The sequence below is a fragment of the Scandinavium sp. genome, assembly GCF_051650185.1.
Classification (GTDB): Bacteria; Pseudomonadota; Gammaproteobacteria; order Enterobacterales; family Enterobacteriaceae; genus Scandinavium.
Window position 1 is genome coordinate 1 of the sequence record NZ_JBOFIN010000008.1, and the last position, 14,933, is coordinate 14,933.

The following is a 14,933-nucleotide window of genomic DNA, read 5'->3' on the forward strand; positions in this document are numbered from 1 at the left end:
CCCCCAGAGAAGTCAGTGGGTTACGCAGAGAATCGTAACGGGATACCAAATCAAGTGCCTGTCCAATGAGCATAAAAAAATCCGGAAACGAGTGAGCGTTTCCGGATTCTTACACAGCCACTGGATCGGTCAACTGATCCTTAACTGATCGGCATTAGCCCGAGGCTGCTTTTTTTGTTCTGAGGTATCAGTAACAACAAATCAAATCCAGCCAAAGCGAAACGACAGCAGGCTAATAAGAGCAACGGCGACACAGACATTTATCAGGAATACGGTTCTGCTGGAAACTTCCATAAGACCTACCTCGAGTTATTTGCCTCTATTGATATAGTCTGCGCAAGAGAAGTTCGCAATCAGACAAAGTAGGTTTTTACAGAAGTTCCCAACTCAGACAATTCAGTGTGTAAAAACTTGATGCTCGTCAAAAAACGTTGCATAGTGCGCGCGAATTTTTTTGATTTCGATCGGGTTTTACAGATGACGCTTTACCAGAAAATGCTGGTTTTCTACGCCATTATGGCCACCATCAGCGCATTGATTACGTGGTTTCTCACCAAAGAGCGCAAGCGTATTCGCTTCATCGCCACCGTATTGATTGGCGCTACGTGGCCGTTCAGTTTCCCTGTCGCCTTGTTGCTCTCCCTGTTCTGATTCGGACCGTTGCGGGCTTCCTTATTCTGCTGTATAAAAACACAGTAATTGGATGAAGGAGAGAATCATGCAGAGTTTTTATTCAGCGATCGCCGGTGCCGCAGTGCGCTGGCATGAGTTTCCAGGCCAGGGCAGGCCAGTGGTGTTTATCCATGGTTTGTCCTGCGCATCTTCTTACGAATATCCCCCGATAGTCACCGATCCCGGCTTCAAAGGTCGACGGGCGCTGCTCATCGATCTTCCCGGCTTTGGTTACAGCGATAAGCCTCTTCACTTTGATTACACTATTACGCATCAGGCAAACGTTGTGGCGGAATGGCTGAAGGCGAAAGGGTTCGCTGAAGTCGACCTTTTTGGGCACAGCATGGGCGGCAGCGTTGCCATTCAGGTGGCTGAACTGATGGGCGATGGCGTGAAAACGCTGGTCGTTTCTGAGCCTAATTTTCACAGCGGTGGCGGCTTCTATAGCCGCAAAGTGGTGGCAAATACTGAGGAGCGCTTTGTTGCGGAAACGTTCAAAGAGCTTGTGGCGACAGAGACTTCACCGTGGAAAGGATGCCTGCAAAACTGCTCTCCGCACGCCATGTGGCGCGGTTCCAAAAGCCTTATTGAAGGCGTGTCTCCTTCATGGATGTCGCGCTTTTTAGCGCTGTCTTGCCACAAGGCAGTCGTCTTTGGCGAACAATCATTACCCGATGCAGACGCCGAGGCTATTTCTCGTGAAGCTATTCCTCTGCACATTGTGCCTGCGGCAGGACATTCCATGTCCTGGGAGAATCCGGCGGGGCTGGCTGGGGTCTTAGGTCACCTCTTTGCTCAAAATGGCAGCTGACGCGGGGTGGTTTGCAGGGTTATCCAGCGTAACTCGGTAAATTCATGGATGCCTGCACGTCCGCCAAACCGTCCGTAGCCCGATGATTTACAGCCGCCAAAAGGCATTTGGGCTTCATCGTGCACCGTTGGGCCATTGATGTGGCAAATGCCGCTTTGCAGTTGTTGGGCAACGTTCCAGCCGCGTGCGGTATCTTGCGTATAAACCGCCGAAGAGAGGCCGTATTCACTTTCATTGGCGATAGCCAGTAACGCTGCGTCGCCTTTGGCGCGGATGATTGCTTTCACCGGGCCAAAAGATTCTTCGCTCCATAGCCTCATTTCACGCGTTACGCCATCGATAAGCGTGGCTGGCATTTGTGTATTGCTGGCTTTGCCGCCTGTCAGCAGCGTTGCTCCTTTGCTGAGGGCATCGTCGATCAGGGCGTTGCAGCGCTCCACTGTGCGAGCGTCGACAACAGGCCCCAGCAGGCCCGGCGGCAGGGCTTTGACCCGGCTGACCAGTTGATCGACGAACGCATCCGCTATCGCCACATCGACAATAATGCGTTCGGTGGACATGCAGATTTGCCCGGCGTTGGCGAAAGCGCCAAAGGTGGCTCCCGCCGCAGCTTGTTGCAGGTCGGCATCGTCGAGCACCAGCAACGGCGCTTTGCCGCCTAACTCCAGCACAACGGGTTTCAGGTGACGGCCACAGGTTTGAGCAATGATTCTGCCGACGCTGGTCGACCCGGTGAAATTGACCCGACGAACGGCGGGGTGGGCAATCAGGCTTTCTACCACAGTGGGGGTATCTTCGGCGGTGCACGAAAGATAATTCACCACGCCCGGCGGGAATCCTGCGGCGTTGAGGGCGCTGACAATCAGCCCCTGAGTCGCAGGAGAAAGCTCAGAGCCTTTGAGGATCACCGTATTTCCGCAGGCTAATGGCGTGGCGATGGCGCGAACAGCGAGAATGATGGGCGCATTCCACGGGGCCATTCCCAACACGACGCCTGCACCCTGACGTACGCCCATCGCCAGATTGCCGGGGACGTTGGAAGGGATGACCTGCCCGTCAATTTGGGTGGTCATTGCGGCAGCTTCACGCAACACTTCTGCGCCGAGGTGCACGTTAAAACCTGCCCAGTGTGGCGTTGCGCCGGTTTCAGCGGCCATGATGGCCACAAATTGTTCAGCGCGTTTTTCGAGTTCCTCGGCGGCGTTTAGCAGCAGACCGCGGCGTTCTGAGGGCGTGGTGTTTCGCCAGTGCATGAAAGCCTTTTCTGCTGCCTGAGCGGCGCTAAGAGCGTCATCGACGTCAGCGGCAGCGCTACGGCTGGCAAGTGTGCCATCAACAGGGTTTTGACGTTCAAAGACGCGGCCCGCTTTTGCCATCATGTCCTTGCCATTGATAAACAGAGTACAGGTGGTCGTCATGATTACCTCATTGTTCTGGTTGACTAAATGAGTGTAGAGAGCCGAAGTGAGAAGGCCAGAGAGAGGGCGTTAATCGCACGCTATTTTTTGCGCATTCTGTTCAGCGACGATTACATCAATGCAGAGAGTCTGGCTCGGGAACTGTCCGAAACGTCCAGTGGATGGCGGTAATCCGGTGCTTCCGTCGCGCGGGTGAACAACGCAACCAGCCAGTCATAAACGTAGCGAGTTGCCGCATGGGCAGGCCGCTCGCCCAGCTGCGTCAGGCGCTCAGTGTTGCTGGCTGAAGGGGCGAACAAGCTGCTTCCTTTCACCACACGGCTTGCCGGGCGTGCTTCGAGGGGAAGGTCTGCGTACCCAAGCCAGGCCAGATAGTTACTGATCGTGGCGCGCAGGCGAGCCGCGCTGGCGCGTTCATCCGGCACAACGCTTTGCAACTGAGTGGGCAGATCAAGACGATAGCTCGCCACCACCAGGATATCCGCGAGCTGCTGAAGGGTGGTTGGCGTCAGACCAAAGCGCTGCGCATTGCTCTCACTTCGGCTCCATTGGCGCAGGTACTTGACCCACAGGGCATGGGCCTGAGCAGCGTTATGCTGGTTGCCATTGCGGCCTTGCTGCGTGTCGTCAGGTTGCGCGAACAGGTCGAGATTATCGCTAAACAAGCCGCTGACTTTTTCTTCGCGCGGCTGATGCACCTGAATGAGCTGTTCGAAATGGCTCAACGGTGGCAGAAGGCCTTCCAGCAGTTCCCCAAGAATGGCGGCGCGCCCCTGAAGTTCACGCACCACATTTTCGGCCTGCTGGCGCAAAGTGGCAGGGCTTACCTGAATGCCCTCTCGCCAGCCGGACATCAAATGCTCAAGCTGGTGCTGCTGGCGCTCAGCCAGCCTTTGCAAGCGTGCAGTACGCAGCGACGGAACGGTAGCCTGAGAGAGCCATTCAATCAGGCGTTGCAGGCTGCTGCCGTCCAGCGCCTGCAACGTTCCCCAGCGCTGGCCAGGTTTCTCAATCAGTTGCTGAACAGCTTCATCCAGATTCATTTTGCGAACAAAGCGATCGTCCTGCGGGGTGATCGCCCAGACCAGCCCTGGCAGCGCACCTTCCTGCTGCGGCTGGGTATCGCTCACCCATTTCATCAATGTTTTCGCACTGTGAGGGATCTGTGAGCGTTGGGCGGCGGCATTACAAATCAGCAGCAGATCGGGCTGATGCAGTTGACGGTAGTGGTCAAGCAACCAGTGGCATTTGCTGACCCAAAGCTCCGCGCCGTCTTGCTGCGCAGGCTGCGGAATATCAATCAGATCCACATTATCCAGCACGCCATTTTCCGTCGGCAGAACCAGCTCTACGGTCAGTAATCCCAGCGCGCTGAGTGGCAGGCTCACGGCGCTTTGCAGCTGATTATTCACCAGTGGATGCAGAAGCGCTTCCCCTTCGGGTTCGCTTTCCGGCGTAAGAAAACCTTCTGCGGGCAGGGCAAAACTGTCGACCAGCAGGCTTAAGGGCGCCGCCAGTTCGCGTGCATTGCCGCATTGCTGAAGGACATGCGCCAGGCTCAGCCACTGACGAGTCAACTCCTGTTGCTCACCCCATAACAATGCCCAGGCGTTGGCGCGGGCACTCAGATCAAGGCAGGGCAGCAGCTGAATAAACTGCTGCCACAGGCTTTCATCAATCTGCTGCTGATGTGCAGGAATATTCTCCTGCCAGAAACGCGCAATCGCGGCGACATCTTCCTCGTTAATGCCCGGTACAGGCTGAGTCTGGCGAAGCGACTGCCAGGCCTTCAGGCGAGCAATCACCACCGATTTCGCGACCTGACGGACGTGGCCTTGCTGTAAAGCATGAACAAGGAACACCTGAACCAGCTCAGCTTCCCGCAGAATACGCAGGCGGAGTGGGAAGGCTTCATCGGGCACAGAGGCCTGGTGGCTGAAGCGGATCGCCATTCTCGTCAGGTTATGGCCCGGATTCAGATGCGTAAAATAGTCGAGTGTCTTACTGCCCGTTTGCACCAGTAACCGCCCATTGCCGCTGCTGCAAAGCGCACTGAGCAAATGGGCCTTTGCTGCCTGCGAATGACCAAAAAGGCCAATGCTGGCGGGAGTCGAGTGTGCTTCAGTGAGCGTCGTTTCCTGCGCCTTAAGCATGTGTAAACGGGTCAGCAACGCGTCAGCATCGGTATCGAAAAGCGGTGAAATCCGTCGGGTTTGCCGGGTCCAGTCGATGATGTTTTGCAGTCGGCTCATTTCAGGTAAACGCTCCCGCTATCAATCCAGTAGTGGCTGCCGCTGTGACGGCGGTCGGCCAGGGTGTTCAGTTTTAACGTCAGCGCATCAGGCGGGACGGGCGTGCCATCCTGCAGCCAGGCATCAGCGAGCGTAAAGGCTTCCGGGCCTTGCTGGCGACTACCGCCTGTCAGTTGCAAGCGCACCTGCAATACGCCGTCACCGGCGATGGCTTTCGCCACTTCCGGCGAGTTGATGCTCAGGGTGTAAAGCGGCGTGGCGGGCCAGCGCGCATTCGCTAACTGACGGAATCCGAGGGTAACATTGCCGCGTAAAGGGAAGTGGATGCGGGCATCCAGCTTTGCCCCGGGCTTATCGAGATCCAGTTCGCTGTACCAGATGTTTTCATCGCGCAGCGTATTGACGGTGTTATCGAGCACGCCAAGGTAACGTACGGTCGAGTAAGCCCCGATATCCGCTGCTTTAAAATTGAAGCGCGGCAAACGTAAATCCAGCGCCAGGCTGCACAGCATCGCGCCCACCGCAGCGGTTGATTTTGGGTTACCGATACGGCCTTGCTGGCTGAACGGATACCATTCGTGCACGTGGTAGCTGTCCATCCACACCATACGGTTGACCGGGACAGGTTGCAGATAGCGGATCAGCGCCTGCACGCCAGGTAAACATCCCGGTCTTCCGGTCACCAGCAAAACGTCGCAGCTGTAATGGGAAATCGCTTCGCAGACAGCATGCAGCGGAGCGGCAATCGTAAACTCACCCGCCAGCATGGCGGCATGAAGATCGCGGAAGCTCACCTGAAGGGGCGTACTCAGCAAATCAAACGGCTCTGCGCCCGCAGGTAAAGCATGGCTGATAGCCTGACTGACATAGTTCATCACATTGCGGGTCGGCCTCTGCGGCAGCAGCTCGCCAAAGGTGGCATGCAGTCCCGCCAGCGGGTCGTTGATGTCGCTTTGTTCCCAGCCACCGAGAATGGCGTGACCTATCGGCATGAACAGCTGCAGCGTGGTTTGCTGGCGTAACACCGCCTGCGTATCGATACGGCCAGAATCGCCAAACAGCGTAGCCATCAGCGCGGGCGCATCGGCGATCCCCGCTTTTTGCAGGTGGGTTTGCAGGGCTGGCAGGACGCAGCGCTGGATAATGTCGAGCAGGATGTCGTCACCGGCAACTTTAAACCCTTCGCGGAACAGCAGCTCTGGCGTGATTTTGACATTGCTGCCCGTGCCATCATCCAGCCGATAATGGGTGATGGCCATGTCGGTCGTGCCACCGCCCAAATCTACGGCAGCCACGCGCAGCGAACGACCCGGTCTGGCACCGGCTTCCGGCTCTCTGTCCGGGCGCGAAAGGGCGGCAAAAAACGCTTCGGTCTGGCCGCCAAAATGAGACATCGCTTCGTTGTAGAGCCAGACCAGCTGACCGCAGCTGGCTTCGTCCCACTCCATATGAATGTTCGGCACCGGCACCACGCTCTTGTCCTGCTGTTTAGCTGTGGCGAAGTCTTCATCCTGCGGATGCCAGCCCAGCGCTTTCCAGACCAGGGCGATAGCCTCAAACATGCGGCGGCGGAAAATCTCGCGTTCCTGTTTTGGCATCGCAGAAGGCAACGTCAGAATCAACGTACGAAGCTGGCGCGGCGAAGACGGGAAGCCCAGACGCTGGCGAGTCGCTACGCTGTTAATCTGCCCCAGCGCCTGCGAGAGAATTTCGCACAGCATGTGGGTCATCAGCGTGCTGCGACTGTACTGCGGGGAAAAGACCGGCATTCGCTCATCGGGCGGCAAGGTAAACAGCGGTTGCCCGTCGTCATTCATCAAATAGGCCAGAGGGAAGGCGGCGGCCACGGGTTCGCGCTGAGTGCGGCTGTTCATCTGACTGAAGCGCCAGTCCTGAACCGTCGGGGTTTCATCCCAAAGATAACGACGTGGGCTGGAAATGCCGCTGTTGCCTTCGGTGCCCAGACGCTGCATCGCCAGCTTGCGTGCTTCATCACCGACTCGCACCATCGAAGGCCAGACGAACGCATCTTCACGCCCGCTTTCTACGGAAAAATGCTGTTTGCCGAAACGCGCTTCGGAGAACTCAAGACGGCTGGTAAAGAGGGGCGCATTGAGGAACTGCGGCTCACTCAGCGAGCGAACCTGCAATTCGGCGGTCTGGCGCAAGCCGTCGTTAGCATCCCCATGATCTTCGATGATCACCCCGCAGGTGTGGCTGTTACCGACATCCAGAATCAGGTCGACAGGAATAGCTGGTGTGCTCACCGTGGCGGTGACAATTTTCACTTCCGGCACGCTAAGCTGCTCGCCCAGCAGCGCCAGCAGGTTCAGCCAGTGCCCTTGATATTCGAAGCCACGCATCGCCTGAGTGATTTCCCGTTCGCTCCGGTTTTCCTCATGGCTGGCGTACTGAGTGAAAACTTCCCTCAGCCAGCCATCAATCCAGGTCTGGTCAAGAAAGTCCGCCACTTCTTCATCACGCCAGGCGAGAGCAAAGCGGGTGCCGTTGAGCAAATCATTTTCAACGGGCGCTAACCCCGAAGGCGCGTCATCACGAATTTGGCTGTCGAGGGCGATAGTGACGCGGTGAGTATTCCCCGCAGAGTCCGGCGTTGGCAGCTTGCGAATCTGTACGCGCGCCCAGTTTTCCGGGCCTTCCACAAAGGTTCGCGGCGGGTTAAAACGCAGGAACGGCAGGGGAAGCCAGACGCCATCCAGCATCGCGAGGGAGTGCTCAAGGGAAAGCGTGCTTTCAGGTTTCACCACTTCCGCCTTCTGCCCATCAAGGGCAGGCAGCGTGTAGCGGCTGTTAACGATATCGTAGTTCAGACGAAGCAACGGGCCGTTCGCCGTTTTACGCACAAAGCGCCCGTTGCTCAGGGAATCCTGCGGCGTCAGGCCAAAATCGAGGAATTGCACGCCGCTGTTGGCAATGAGCGTGACGCTCTGTTGGTAATCGCAGAGGGTAACCAGCATCATCACGCTCCCACTTTACGGAAAGTTAACGGTACCACGGTGCTGGCATCGTAGCGGCCGGTGCACTCAGCCACGTCGCTGGTGCCAGCCTTACAGGAGATTTCAGGCAGCGGATAACGCGAACCGTCGCTGCAACGCGCGTGCCCGCGGCTTTTGATCAGCAATTCCCCGTTCTGATGCAGGCCAGAGAAAATATCGGCTTTGCAGACCACATTATCGCCATGCACCAGACGGGCGCTGCCTTTGTTATTGAGTATCTGATAACGCAGCGACAGCGGCTTACCGCTCACCGGATCTTTCACGTCAACCAGTACACGCCAGTTACCGTTAAGGAATTTGGTGGTGCCCGCGCGCATCTGGTCGGCTTCCATCACCAGCGCATCTTTAGGAATGGCCGCGATAACAACCGGCTTAGGCTCAGGTTTTTCTTCTTTAACCGGTTCAGTCACGCTCGCCAGATGCAGTGGAAGGGCGGCTTTCAGCTCTGGCAGCGGCTCTGGCGCAGGCTGAACTTCGACGGTTTGCGGTTCAACGTGGGCGATTGCAGGTTCGGCGGACGTTGTCTGGCGCGGCCAAAGCAGTGGCCCGGCAATGGCGGCAACAATGACGGCAGCAACCGGCAGGCTCCACAGCGGCACGCGGCGCGCTTTCTTTTCCGGCACAGCCATCGGCGCTGGTTCAACGACTTCGGGTTCTGATACCTGTTCCAGTGCGGGTTCTTCTACAGGTTCAACGGCTGTGGTCAGCGTTAATGGCGCGGCAAGCAGCGGTTCGTCGGCGTGGCTCAGGGTGACTTTCAGCGGCTCTTCATCAATGAGGTCGTCTTCCGCATCCACAATCAGCAAAGGTTCATCCACAGGAAGCGTGTGCAGACAGCCAAACAACTCCTCACGGGCGCTTTCGTTCAGGTTCACAAAGCCCCAGAAGGTGATGACCGGTTTCCCGTCGACCAGAAACACGTGGTTTTCGCCAGGAAATTGCAGCGCTTTTTCCAGCAGCGCGCCAAACAGCTGTTGGGCGGTTTTGTCCGATTGCTGACATTTTCGCGCCAGGCTCAGTGCGGTATCGGCCATCGTTTCCAGCTGATGCAGGGCGCGATCGCGCTGTTCGTCTTCTGCGGCTTTCCAGGAAACGACGTCGCCTTCAACCGGGGAATACCAGTCAACGCGGTCGCCGTCATCGTTGACCTGCGGGATCGCCAGACACTCCACCAGAGCCTGCTGTTTGCGCAGACGCAGCGTTTCGCGGATTTGTAATGCTGATGCAAATACGGCCTGGCCGCCGCCGCCCACGGACTGGAAGTCGTCCAGCTTGCCGCTGCGTAAAAGAGTTTTTGCCACGTTCTTATCCCATAGACTTTTTCACGCCTCTACTTTACGGCAGAGAACGTCAAACTAAACGGCAGAGGACAGGGCAAAAAAGGCAAATCTTCGGGCCATTGATGAGCGCCGTTTTGCTTGATTTCTGACGACACTTAAGCCAAACCACTAACCGGCTAAAAGGGGAAAATATCGCTTCCGGCAACGACTGGATTTAGGATTTTTCGAATCCACTCTTTTAACTCTCGCCATGGTATTAACTGGGTGATTGCGATAGTCTTAATCCCACAAAAATAAAGATGTTTTACATCACGCAACTATCGACGTATTCAATGCAAGCGACTCGCCACCGGCCCCCCGGTGGCTTTTTTTTATCTCTTGAATGTTGCCGCAGAAATGGTGAAGAAATCGGCAATATTTGCGGCTTTAGCATAACCTGATGCCCTTTGGTTATTTGCCAGAATAACTGCCCTGTGCTGTGATTAAGCCTCTTAGAATAAAACAATAAGGCTTATAACCATGTCTAAAGCATTAGCAGGGAAAACGCTGTTGGCACTTGCGCTGAGCGCTGTGCTGCCCGCCGGGGCCGCAATGGCGGCAGCAAACGACACGCTGATTTATTGCTCCGAGGCGTCACCTGAGTCCTTCAACCCACAAATTGCGAGTTCCGGCCCGTCGTTCGTTGCCAGTTCTCAGGTGCTGTATAACCGTCTGATCAACTTTGATCCGCAGAAAAACACGCCGGTTCCTTCGCTGGCGACGGCCTGGACCATCTCTCCGGACGGCAAAACGTATACCTTTACTTTGCGCCAGGGCGTGAAGTTCAACAGCAACAAATACTTTAAGCCAACCCGGGACTTTAACGCCGATGACGTTATTTTCTCGGTGATGCGTCAGAAAGATGAAAATAACCCTTATCATAAAGTCTCACAGGGTAATTATGAGTATTTCACCGATGTCGGGCTCGACAAGCTCATCAAAGACGTGAAGAAAATTGATGATTACCACGTCCAGTTCGACTTAACCGAACCGAACGCGGCGTTTCTTGCCGACTGGGGAATGGATTTTGCCTCCATTCTTTCCGCAGAATACGCCGATGCGATGCTGAAAAAAGGCACGCCGGAATATGTCGACACCTGGCCTATTGGCACCGGGCCATACGCCTTCCAGCAGTACAAAACGGATTCACTGATTCGCTATGTGGCTAACCCGAACTATTGGGATGGCGAGGTTCCGACGAAACACCTGATTTTCTCCATCACCCCGAACGTCGAAACGCGCCTGGCGAAACTGCAAACTAACGAATGCCAGATTATCCCTGCGCCGTCACCGGTACAGTTCGACGTGATTAAAAAGAACAAAGATCTGACTCTGCACGCGGTAGAGGCGCTGAACGTCGGCTATCTGGCGTTTAATACCGAGAAAAAACCGTTTGATAACGTGCTCGTTCGCCAGGCGCTGAACTACGCTACGGATAAAAAAGCGATTGTGAATGCGGTCTTTATGGGCTCCGGTACGGTGGCGAAATCGCCGATCCCACCGAATATGCTGGGCTACAAGAAAGACCTGCCGGATTACAGCTACGACGTTGAAAAAGCAAAAGCTTTGCTGAAGCAAGCGGGAGTGAAAGAGGGCACGGAAGTCACCCTGTGGTCGATGCCGGTACAGCGTCCTTATAACCCGAACTCACGCCGCATCGCCGAGATGATCCAGAATGACTGGGCGAAGGTGGGCATCAAAGCCAAAATCACCACCTATGAGTGGGGCGAATACCTTTCCGGCATGCGCAAAGGTGAACACGATTCTGCGCTGTTTGGCTGGATGTCGGATAACGGCGATCCGGATAACTTTGCCGATACGCTTTTGGGCTGCAACAGCATTAAAACCGGCTCCAATGCCGCACGCTGGTGTGATAAGGGGTATGATGAATTGGTCCAGAAGGCGAAGTTGACCAGCGACCCGGCGGCTCGTGCAAAACTGTATGAGCAGTCTCAGGTGATTTTCCAGCAGCAGGCACCGTGGATCGCGCTGGCGAACGGCAAAACGTTCTTCGCCACCCGCAGCAACGTCACCGGGTACAGCGTCAGCCTGATGGGCAGTGATTTTTCTAAAGTAAAACTGAATTAACAGGAGAGGGTATGTCACATCTGGATGAGGTCAGTGTCGCGGTGGATGCCGCCATCGAAGCCGGGGTGATCAGTGGCATGAATGAGTTGCTGATTACGCTCAGCGATGACGCCGCGTTAAGCCGGGATGAGCGTTACACCCAGCAGCAGCGGTTGCGCACGGCGATTGCACACCATGGGCGTCAGCACAAAGAAGAGCAGGAAGCACGCCACGAGCAGCTCACTAAAGGTGGGACTATCCTCTAAAAACTGCGGCAAACAAGCACATAATGCTCATCATTAGCCCCGTTATGCTCGTAGCATGGCGGGTTTTTTTGTTGGGGAGTCAGGTATGTGGTTTTTAATTGTCACGTTGCTGCTGTCAGGGCTGGCGATACAGTATCAATACAATATGAAAGATAAAGCGCTGGTGAGGTTCTACAAAGCCAGGCTGGATGAGGCTACCGAGGAGCTTGAGCACTTCAGGCAGCAAGGGAGACCCTGATTCAGGGGGCAGGGATGTTCTGAGAGTTCGTGTGCCAGCAGCAGACGTTGCTGGCCAAAACATCGATGGGCTACACATTCGCAGAAACGCAGCCGTTCTGAGGTTTTTCCCACTTTCAGAACCTTGCATCACTGATTCCGTTTCACCTCGTATTGCAGACACACTACGCCCGACGGGAAAACGTTACTCTTCACCAGCGTGAGTGAAGTTCTGTCTTTTATGTTTTTGAACAAGGGGATCCCTTGCCCCAGCAGAATCGGATTGACGAACAGCCAGTACTCATCGATAAGGTTTTCCGCCATCAGGGCGTGAGTCGCTGAGGGGCTGCCAAACATTAAGATTTCGCTGCCTTCGCTATGCTTAAGCTTGCTGATTTCCTCGCTTAAAAAGCTACTGATAATGTGTGTATTGGGGTGATTTTTTGCCGACAGGGTTTTCGACAACACCACTTTGTGGGCAGATTTATACCAACGCGAATGCGCATGGTCATGCGGGCTGGCGTCAGGCTTATCGGCAGCCGTTGGCCAGTAAGACTCCATCATCTGGAAGGTAGTGCGCCCATATAAGGCGGTGTCGGTTTGCTGGATCCGCTGCTCCACGTATTCAAACAAGTCGGGGCTTATGCTTATCCAGGCCAGACTCGCTTGGCCCTCAGCGGTAGAAGCGACAAAACCATCCAGCGACACATGAACAAAAGACACTATTTTTCTCATGATTTTCTCTTTCACTAAGGTTAGGGCAGGTATTTGAAGGTTAGATGAATCACGCCATTGAGGTGTGACAATCCATCACTTTCATCATCCATAGCACGCCATGAGCAGCTCACTAAAGGTGGGACTAGCCTGAATGCACCATCCGTCATTTATCGGTCTTATATAAAAACAGATCAGCACTGTCTTAATGAATGACGTAACACAATCATTTATCAGTCATCGCAAAGGCTTAATGAAAGAATGGCGAGCTATGTTGTTGATAGCAGCTTCTGTTTCTTTCCCTTGTCGTTAAGCGGATGTCGCGGAAATGATTCACAAATCTTTTTCAGTAATGTCTTATTGTTTTCTTAGTGAATAAATAAAGTCCTGTAACGAAATGCTGTTAATGGTTTGACTATTTTAATACGTGAACCTGATGTGTATATTCTCACCGTGGCAGCGGATCGGTGCAGTGTTTAGAGTTTTATTGCCAACCAGAAAAATAAAAATCACAAAAGTTGTTTTTGGAGTTAATGATGACTAAATATAATATTTTTATAAAGAGTGATAAGAACAGAGCAATTGCAAAGGCCATCCTCAAGAAAGACATCACGTCTGTTGTTACCAGCGAAATGAAAGCTCAGGGGTTCAGAAAGCATTTTGTTGAAGTGGATGCTGAGAATGAAAATGAAGCCATTGATAAATTCAACGAGCATAATAGTGGTTATCTTACTGCCCTGGGTGACTTTTCAGGGAGCATCATGATTATCTCAGCGGTCGTTGTGGTAATGGCGCTGGTTTATTTCTTTCTTTAATCACTGACGGCTGAAATGGGCGCAGCATGAATGTCAAAATGAAGCCTGAACTGTCCGAGCTGCGATGCGATCAGGGAATAAAAGTCACCGTGCCTGATCTCATCCATTTTGTATGGATTGGCGATAGCAGTCAGCTTAACATCGACTATATTGATATCTGGCAAAATGCCAATACAGACAAGACGGTTTATCTCTGGCTGGATGAAAGCGCTCTCGCATGTCGTTATTTTCATGAATCTATCCATGAATATGTTCTTGGCAAGGCGTGCGGAGACCATCTCAGCACAGAAATGCGGATAAAGAACGATGCGTTTGGCTATCTGTTTCCCAGGCTGGAAGAAGGGAGGCCGTTTGATGAGCTTGTTGCAGAGTTTTTATCCGGCTATGGTATTCCCCGGAACGTATCTGTTGAGACGCCGTTAACGGAGCGGTTAAACAACAGAAATATCATCATTCGGGATGTCATGGAGGTATTGACACCTGAATTTAAAGATTTTAAACGCTATTACTATTACGAAATTATATTAAGGGGGAATCTGGCCTGTGCCAGTGATATCGCCAGATTGCTGATTTTGTATCAGCATGGTGGTGTTTATATCGATGTTGATACCCTGCCTTATACGGACAATGCGTTCAATGGCGTCAATCAGTTTCTGGATCGTAAAGGCATTGATGAAGATGACTTTTTATGTCTGATGAAAACCAGAGCCGTTTTAAAAAGAATAGCAGAACTGAGCTCTGCTGGTGGTGAGTATTTCTGTTTTAACACAACAGGTGAGCGCCACATTGAGTCTGGATTAGCCAGAAAAGATGTAGAGGACATTCAGCGCCGCATTGATCTTGATATGTCTGCATTCTCTTTCGATGATATAACGCCATTAGGCCGGGTACAGGTTTATAAAAACCTTTTGGCTCTTGGGTCACTCAGAAGATTCAAAGGAGTTTATTTTAATCATTTTATGGCTTCGCATCCCGGCTCGAAAGCTCTACGGATAATCCTGCGGGTGATGAAAAGACGTTATAAGTTTTTAGAAGAAAATAACGTTATATTTGCAAAATATAATGGTGGCGGCGAAGGGCTGTATCTGTCCCGCATTCTTACATGGCGCACTGAACTCATCACTAAAAACTATTGTGTGACGCCTGTTTTAACCGGGCCTGGCTTGATCGTTGAAGTGTTGCTCGGGTTGGCTTATCAGTTATTTGATTTGACGGGTGTGGAACCCTCCTTTGTTGCTGAATTTTTTCAGGATGAAAAATATGGCATCGCATTATATCAACATAATTTATATACAGCGGATGGTTTTAGCTCCACGTGGAGAAAATAAACGTAGTGATAGACGGATTCAGGCCAATTTCTGGTGCT

General features: G+C 53.5%; 14 protein-coding genes. 7 read left to right on the forward strand and 7 right to left on the reverse strand.

Features of this window, described 5'->3' with window-relative positions; translation table 11 throughout:
• On the reverse strand, positions 1–73 hold a 73-nt coding region (locus tag ACRCWW_RS00900; RefSeq protein ID WP_244429745.1), incomplete at its 3' end, for a hypothetical protein.
• Positions 74–201: 128 nt separating this feature from the next.
• Positions 202–294 (reverse strand): stress response membrane protein YncL, encoded by a 93-nt coding sequence (gene yncL, locus ACRCWW_RS00905; RefSeq protein ID WP_330985049.1) that lies wholly within the window; start codon positions 292–294, stop codon positions 202–204.
• Positions 295–477: 183 nt separating this feature from the next.
• Between yncL and ACRCWW_RS00910 the strand changes: the two genes are divergently transcribed.
• Together ACRCWW_RS00910 and ACRCWW_RS00915 are read left to right on the forward strand one after the other, a co-directional pair.
• On the forward strand, positions 478–651 hold the full coding sequence (locus ACRCWW_RS00910; protein ID WP_438680707.1) for a GhoT/OrtT family toxin: 174 nt from the start codon (positions 478–480) through the stop codon (positions 649–651).
• 67 nt (positions 652–718) lie between these two features.
• On the forward strand, positions 719–1,483 hold the full coding sequence (locus ACRCWW_RS00915; RefSeq protein ID WP_438680708.1) for an alpha/beta fold hydrolase: 765 nt from the start codon (positions 719–721) through the stop codon (positions 1,481–1,483).
• Here ACRCWW_RS00915 and ACRCWW_RS00920 read toward each other — a convergent pair.
• The 4 genes from ACRCWW_RS00920 to ACRCWW_RS00935 form a co-directional block, all read right to left on the reverse strand.
• A complete protein-coding gene (locus tag ACRCWW_RS00920) occupies positions 1,468–2,862 on the reverse strand; it encodes an aldehyde dehydrogenase (RefSeq protein ID WP_438680743.1) in 1,395 nt (464 codons plus the stop codon). The two genes, ACRCWW_RS00915 and ACRCWW_RS00920, sit on opposite strands and share 16 nt — an antisense overlap.
• A 149-nt stretch (positions 2,863–3,011) precedes the next feature.
• Entirely contained in the window at positions 3,012–5,153 is a 2,142-nt protein-coding gene (locus ACRCWW_RS00925; RefSeq protein WP_438680709.1) for a virulence factor SrfC family protein, read from the reverse strand.
• Positions 5,150–8,131, reverse strand: a complete 2,982-nt coding sequence (locus ACRCWW_RS00930; protein WP_438680744.1) for a virulence factor SrfB — start codon at positions 8,129–8,131, stop codon at positions 5,150–5,152. The genes ACRCWW_RS00925 and ACRCWW_RS00930 overlap by 4 nt, the downstream gene beginning before the upstream one ends.
• A gap of 2 nt (positions 8,132–8,133) precedes the next feature.
• The gene (locus tag ACRCWW_RS00935; RefSeq protein ID WP_438680710.1) at positions 8,134–9,471 is read right to left on the reverse strand and encodes an SrfA family protein; all 1,338 of its coding nucleotides are present in this window, start codon (positions 9,469–9,471) and stop codon (positions 8,134–8,136) included.
• Between the two features lie 498 nt (positions 9,472–9,969).
• Here ACRCWW_RS00935 and ACRCWW_RS00940 point away from each other — a divergent pair, with 498 nt between their 5' ends.
• The 3 genes from ACRCWW_RS00940 to ACRCWW_RS00950 all read left to right on the forward strand — a co-directional run bounded on the left by ACRCWW_RS00940 (position 9,970) and on the right by ACRCWW_RS00950 (position 12,060).
• Positions 9,970–11,577: an ABC transporter substrate-binding protein gene (locus ACRCWW_RS00940; RefSeq protein ID WP_438680711.1), complete on the forward strand. Its 1,608-nt coding sequence runs from the start codon at positions 9,970–9,972 to the stop codon at positions 11,575–11,577.
• Positions 11,578–11,588: 11 nt separating this feature from the next.
• Entirely contained in the window at positions 11,589–11,822 is a 234-nt protein-coding gene (locus ACRCWW_RS00945; protein ID WP_438680712.1) for a YdcY family protein, read from the forward strand.
• An 85-nt stretch (positions 11,823–11,907) separates the two neighbouring features.
• Positions 11,908–12,060 (forward strand): hypothetical protein, encoded by a 153-nt coding sequence (locus ACRCWW_RS00950; RefSeq protein WP_438680713.1) that lies wholly within the window; start codon positions 11,908–11,910, stop codon positions 12,058–12,060.
• A gap of 128 nt (positions 12,061–12,188) precedes the next feature.
• Here ACRCWW_RS00950 and ACRCWW_RS00955 read toward each other — a convergent pair whose 3' ends face one another.
• Complete coding sequence (locus ACRCWW_RS00955; RefSeq protein ID WP_438680714.1) at positions 12,189–12,773, reverse strand: dihydrofolate reductase family protein; 585 nt, start codon at positions 12,771–12,773, stop codon at positions 12,189–12,191.
• A 515-nt stretch (positions 12,774–13,288) separates the two neighbouring features.
• Between ACRCWW_RS00955 and ACRCWW_RS00960 the strand changes: the two genes are divergently transcribed.
• Both ACRCWW_RS00960 and ACRCWW_RS00965 read left to right on the forward strand, forming a co-directional pair.
• Positions 13,289–13,567, forward strand: a complete 279-nt coding sequence (locus tag ACRCWW_RS00960) for a hypothetical protein (protein ID WP_438680715.1) — start codon at positions 13,289–13,291, stop codon at positions 13,565–13,567.
• 38 nt (positions 13,568–13,605) lie between these two features.
• Positions 13,606–14,895, forward strand: coding sequence for a TcdA/TcdB catalytic glycosyltransferase domain-containing protein (locus tag ACRCWW_RS00965; RefSeq protein WP_438680716.1), 1,290 nt, complete (start codon positions 13,606–13,608; stop codon positions 14,893–14,895).
• The last annotated feature ends 38 nt before the right edge of the window (positions 14,896–14,933 follow it).

Bases quoted from the DNA above. Each gene is read 5' to 3' on its own strand.
- yncL (WP_330985049.1), bottom strand. From the start codon at position 294: ATGGAAGTTTCCAGCAGAACCGTATTCCTGATAAATGTCTGTGTCGCC.
- ACRCWW_RS00910 (WP_438680707.1), top strand. From the start codon at position 478: ATGACGCTTTACCAGAAAATGCTGGTTTTCTACGCCATTATGGCCACC.
- ACRCWW_RS00915 (WP_438680708.1), top strand. From the start codon at position 719: ATGCAGAGTTTTTATTCAGCGATCGCCGGTGCCGCAGTGCGCTGGCAT.
- ACRCWW_RS00920 (WP_438680743.1), bottom strand. From the start codon at position 2,862: ATGATGGCAAAAGCGGGCCGCGTCTTTGAACGTCAAAACCCTGTTGAT.
- ACRCWW_RS00925 (WP_438680709.1), bottom strand. From the start codon at position 5,153: ATGAGCCGACTGCAAAACATCATCGACTGGACCCGGCAAACCCGACGG.
- ACRCWW_RS00930 (WP_438680744.1), bottom strand. From the start codon at position 8,131: ATGCTGGTTACCCTCTGCGATTACCAACAGAGCGTCACGCTCATTGCC.
- ACRCWW_RS00940 (WP_438680711.1), top strand. From the start codon at position 9,970: ATGTCTAAAGCATTAGCAGGGAAAACGCTGTTGGCACTTGCGCTGAGC.
- ACRCWW_RS00945 (WP_438680712.1), top strand. From the start codon at position 11,589: ATGTCACATCTGGATGAGGTCAGTGTCGCGGTGGATGCCGCCATCGAA.
- ACRCWW_RS00950 (WP_438680713.1), top strand. From the start codon at position 11,908: ATGTGGTTTTTAATTGTCACGTTGCTGCTGTCAGGGCTGGCGATACAG.
- ACRCWW_RS00955 (WP_438680714.1), bottom strand. From the start codon at position 12,773: ATGAGAAAAATAGTGTCTTTTGTTCATGTGTCGCTGGATGGTTTTGTC.
- ACRCWW_RS00960 (WP_438680715.1), top strand. From the start codon at position 13,289: ATGACTAAATATAATATTTTTATAAAGAGTGATAAGAACAGAGCAATT.
- ACRCWW_RS00965 (WP_438680716.1), top strand. From the start codon at position 13,606: ATGAAGCCTGAACTGTCCGAGCTGCGATGCGATCAGGGAATAAAAGTC.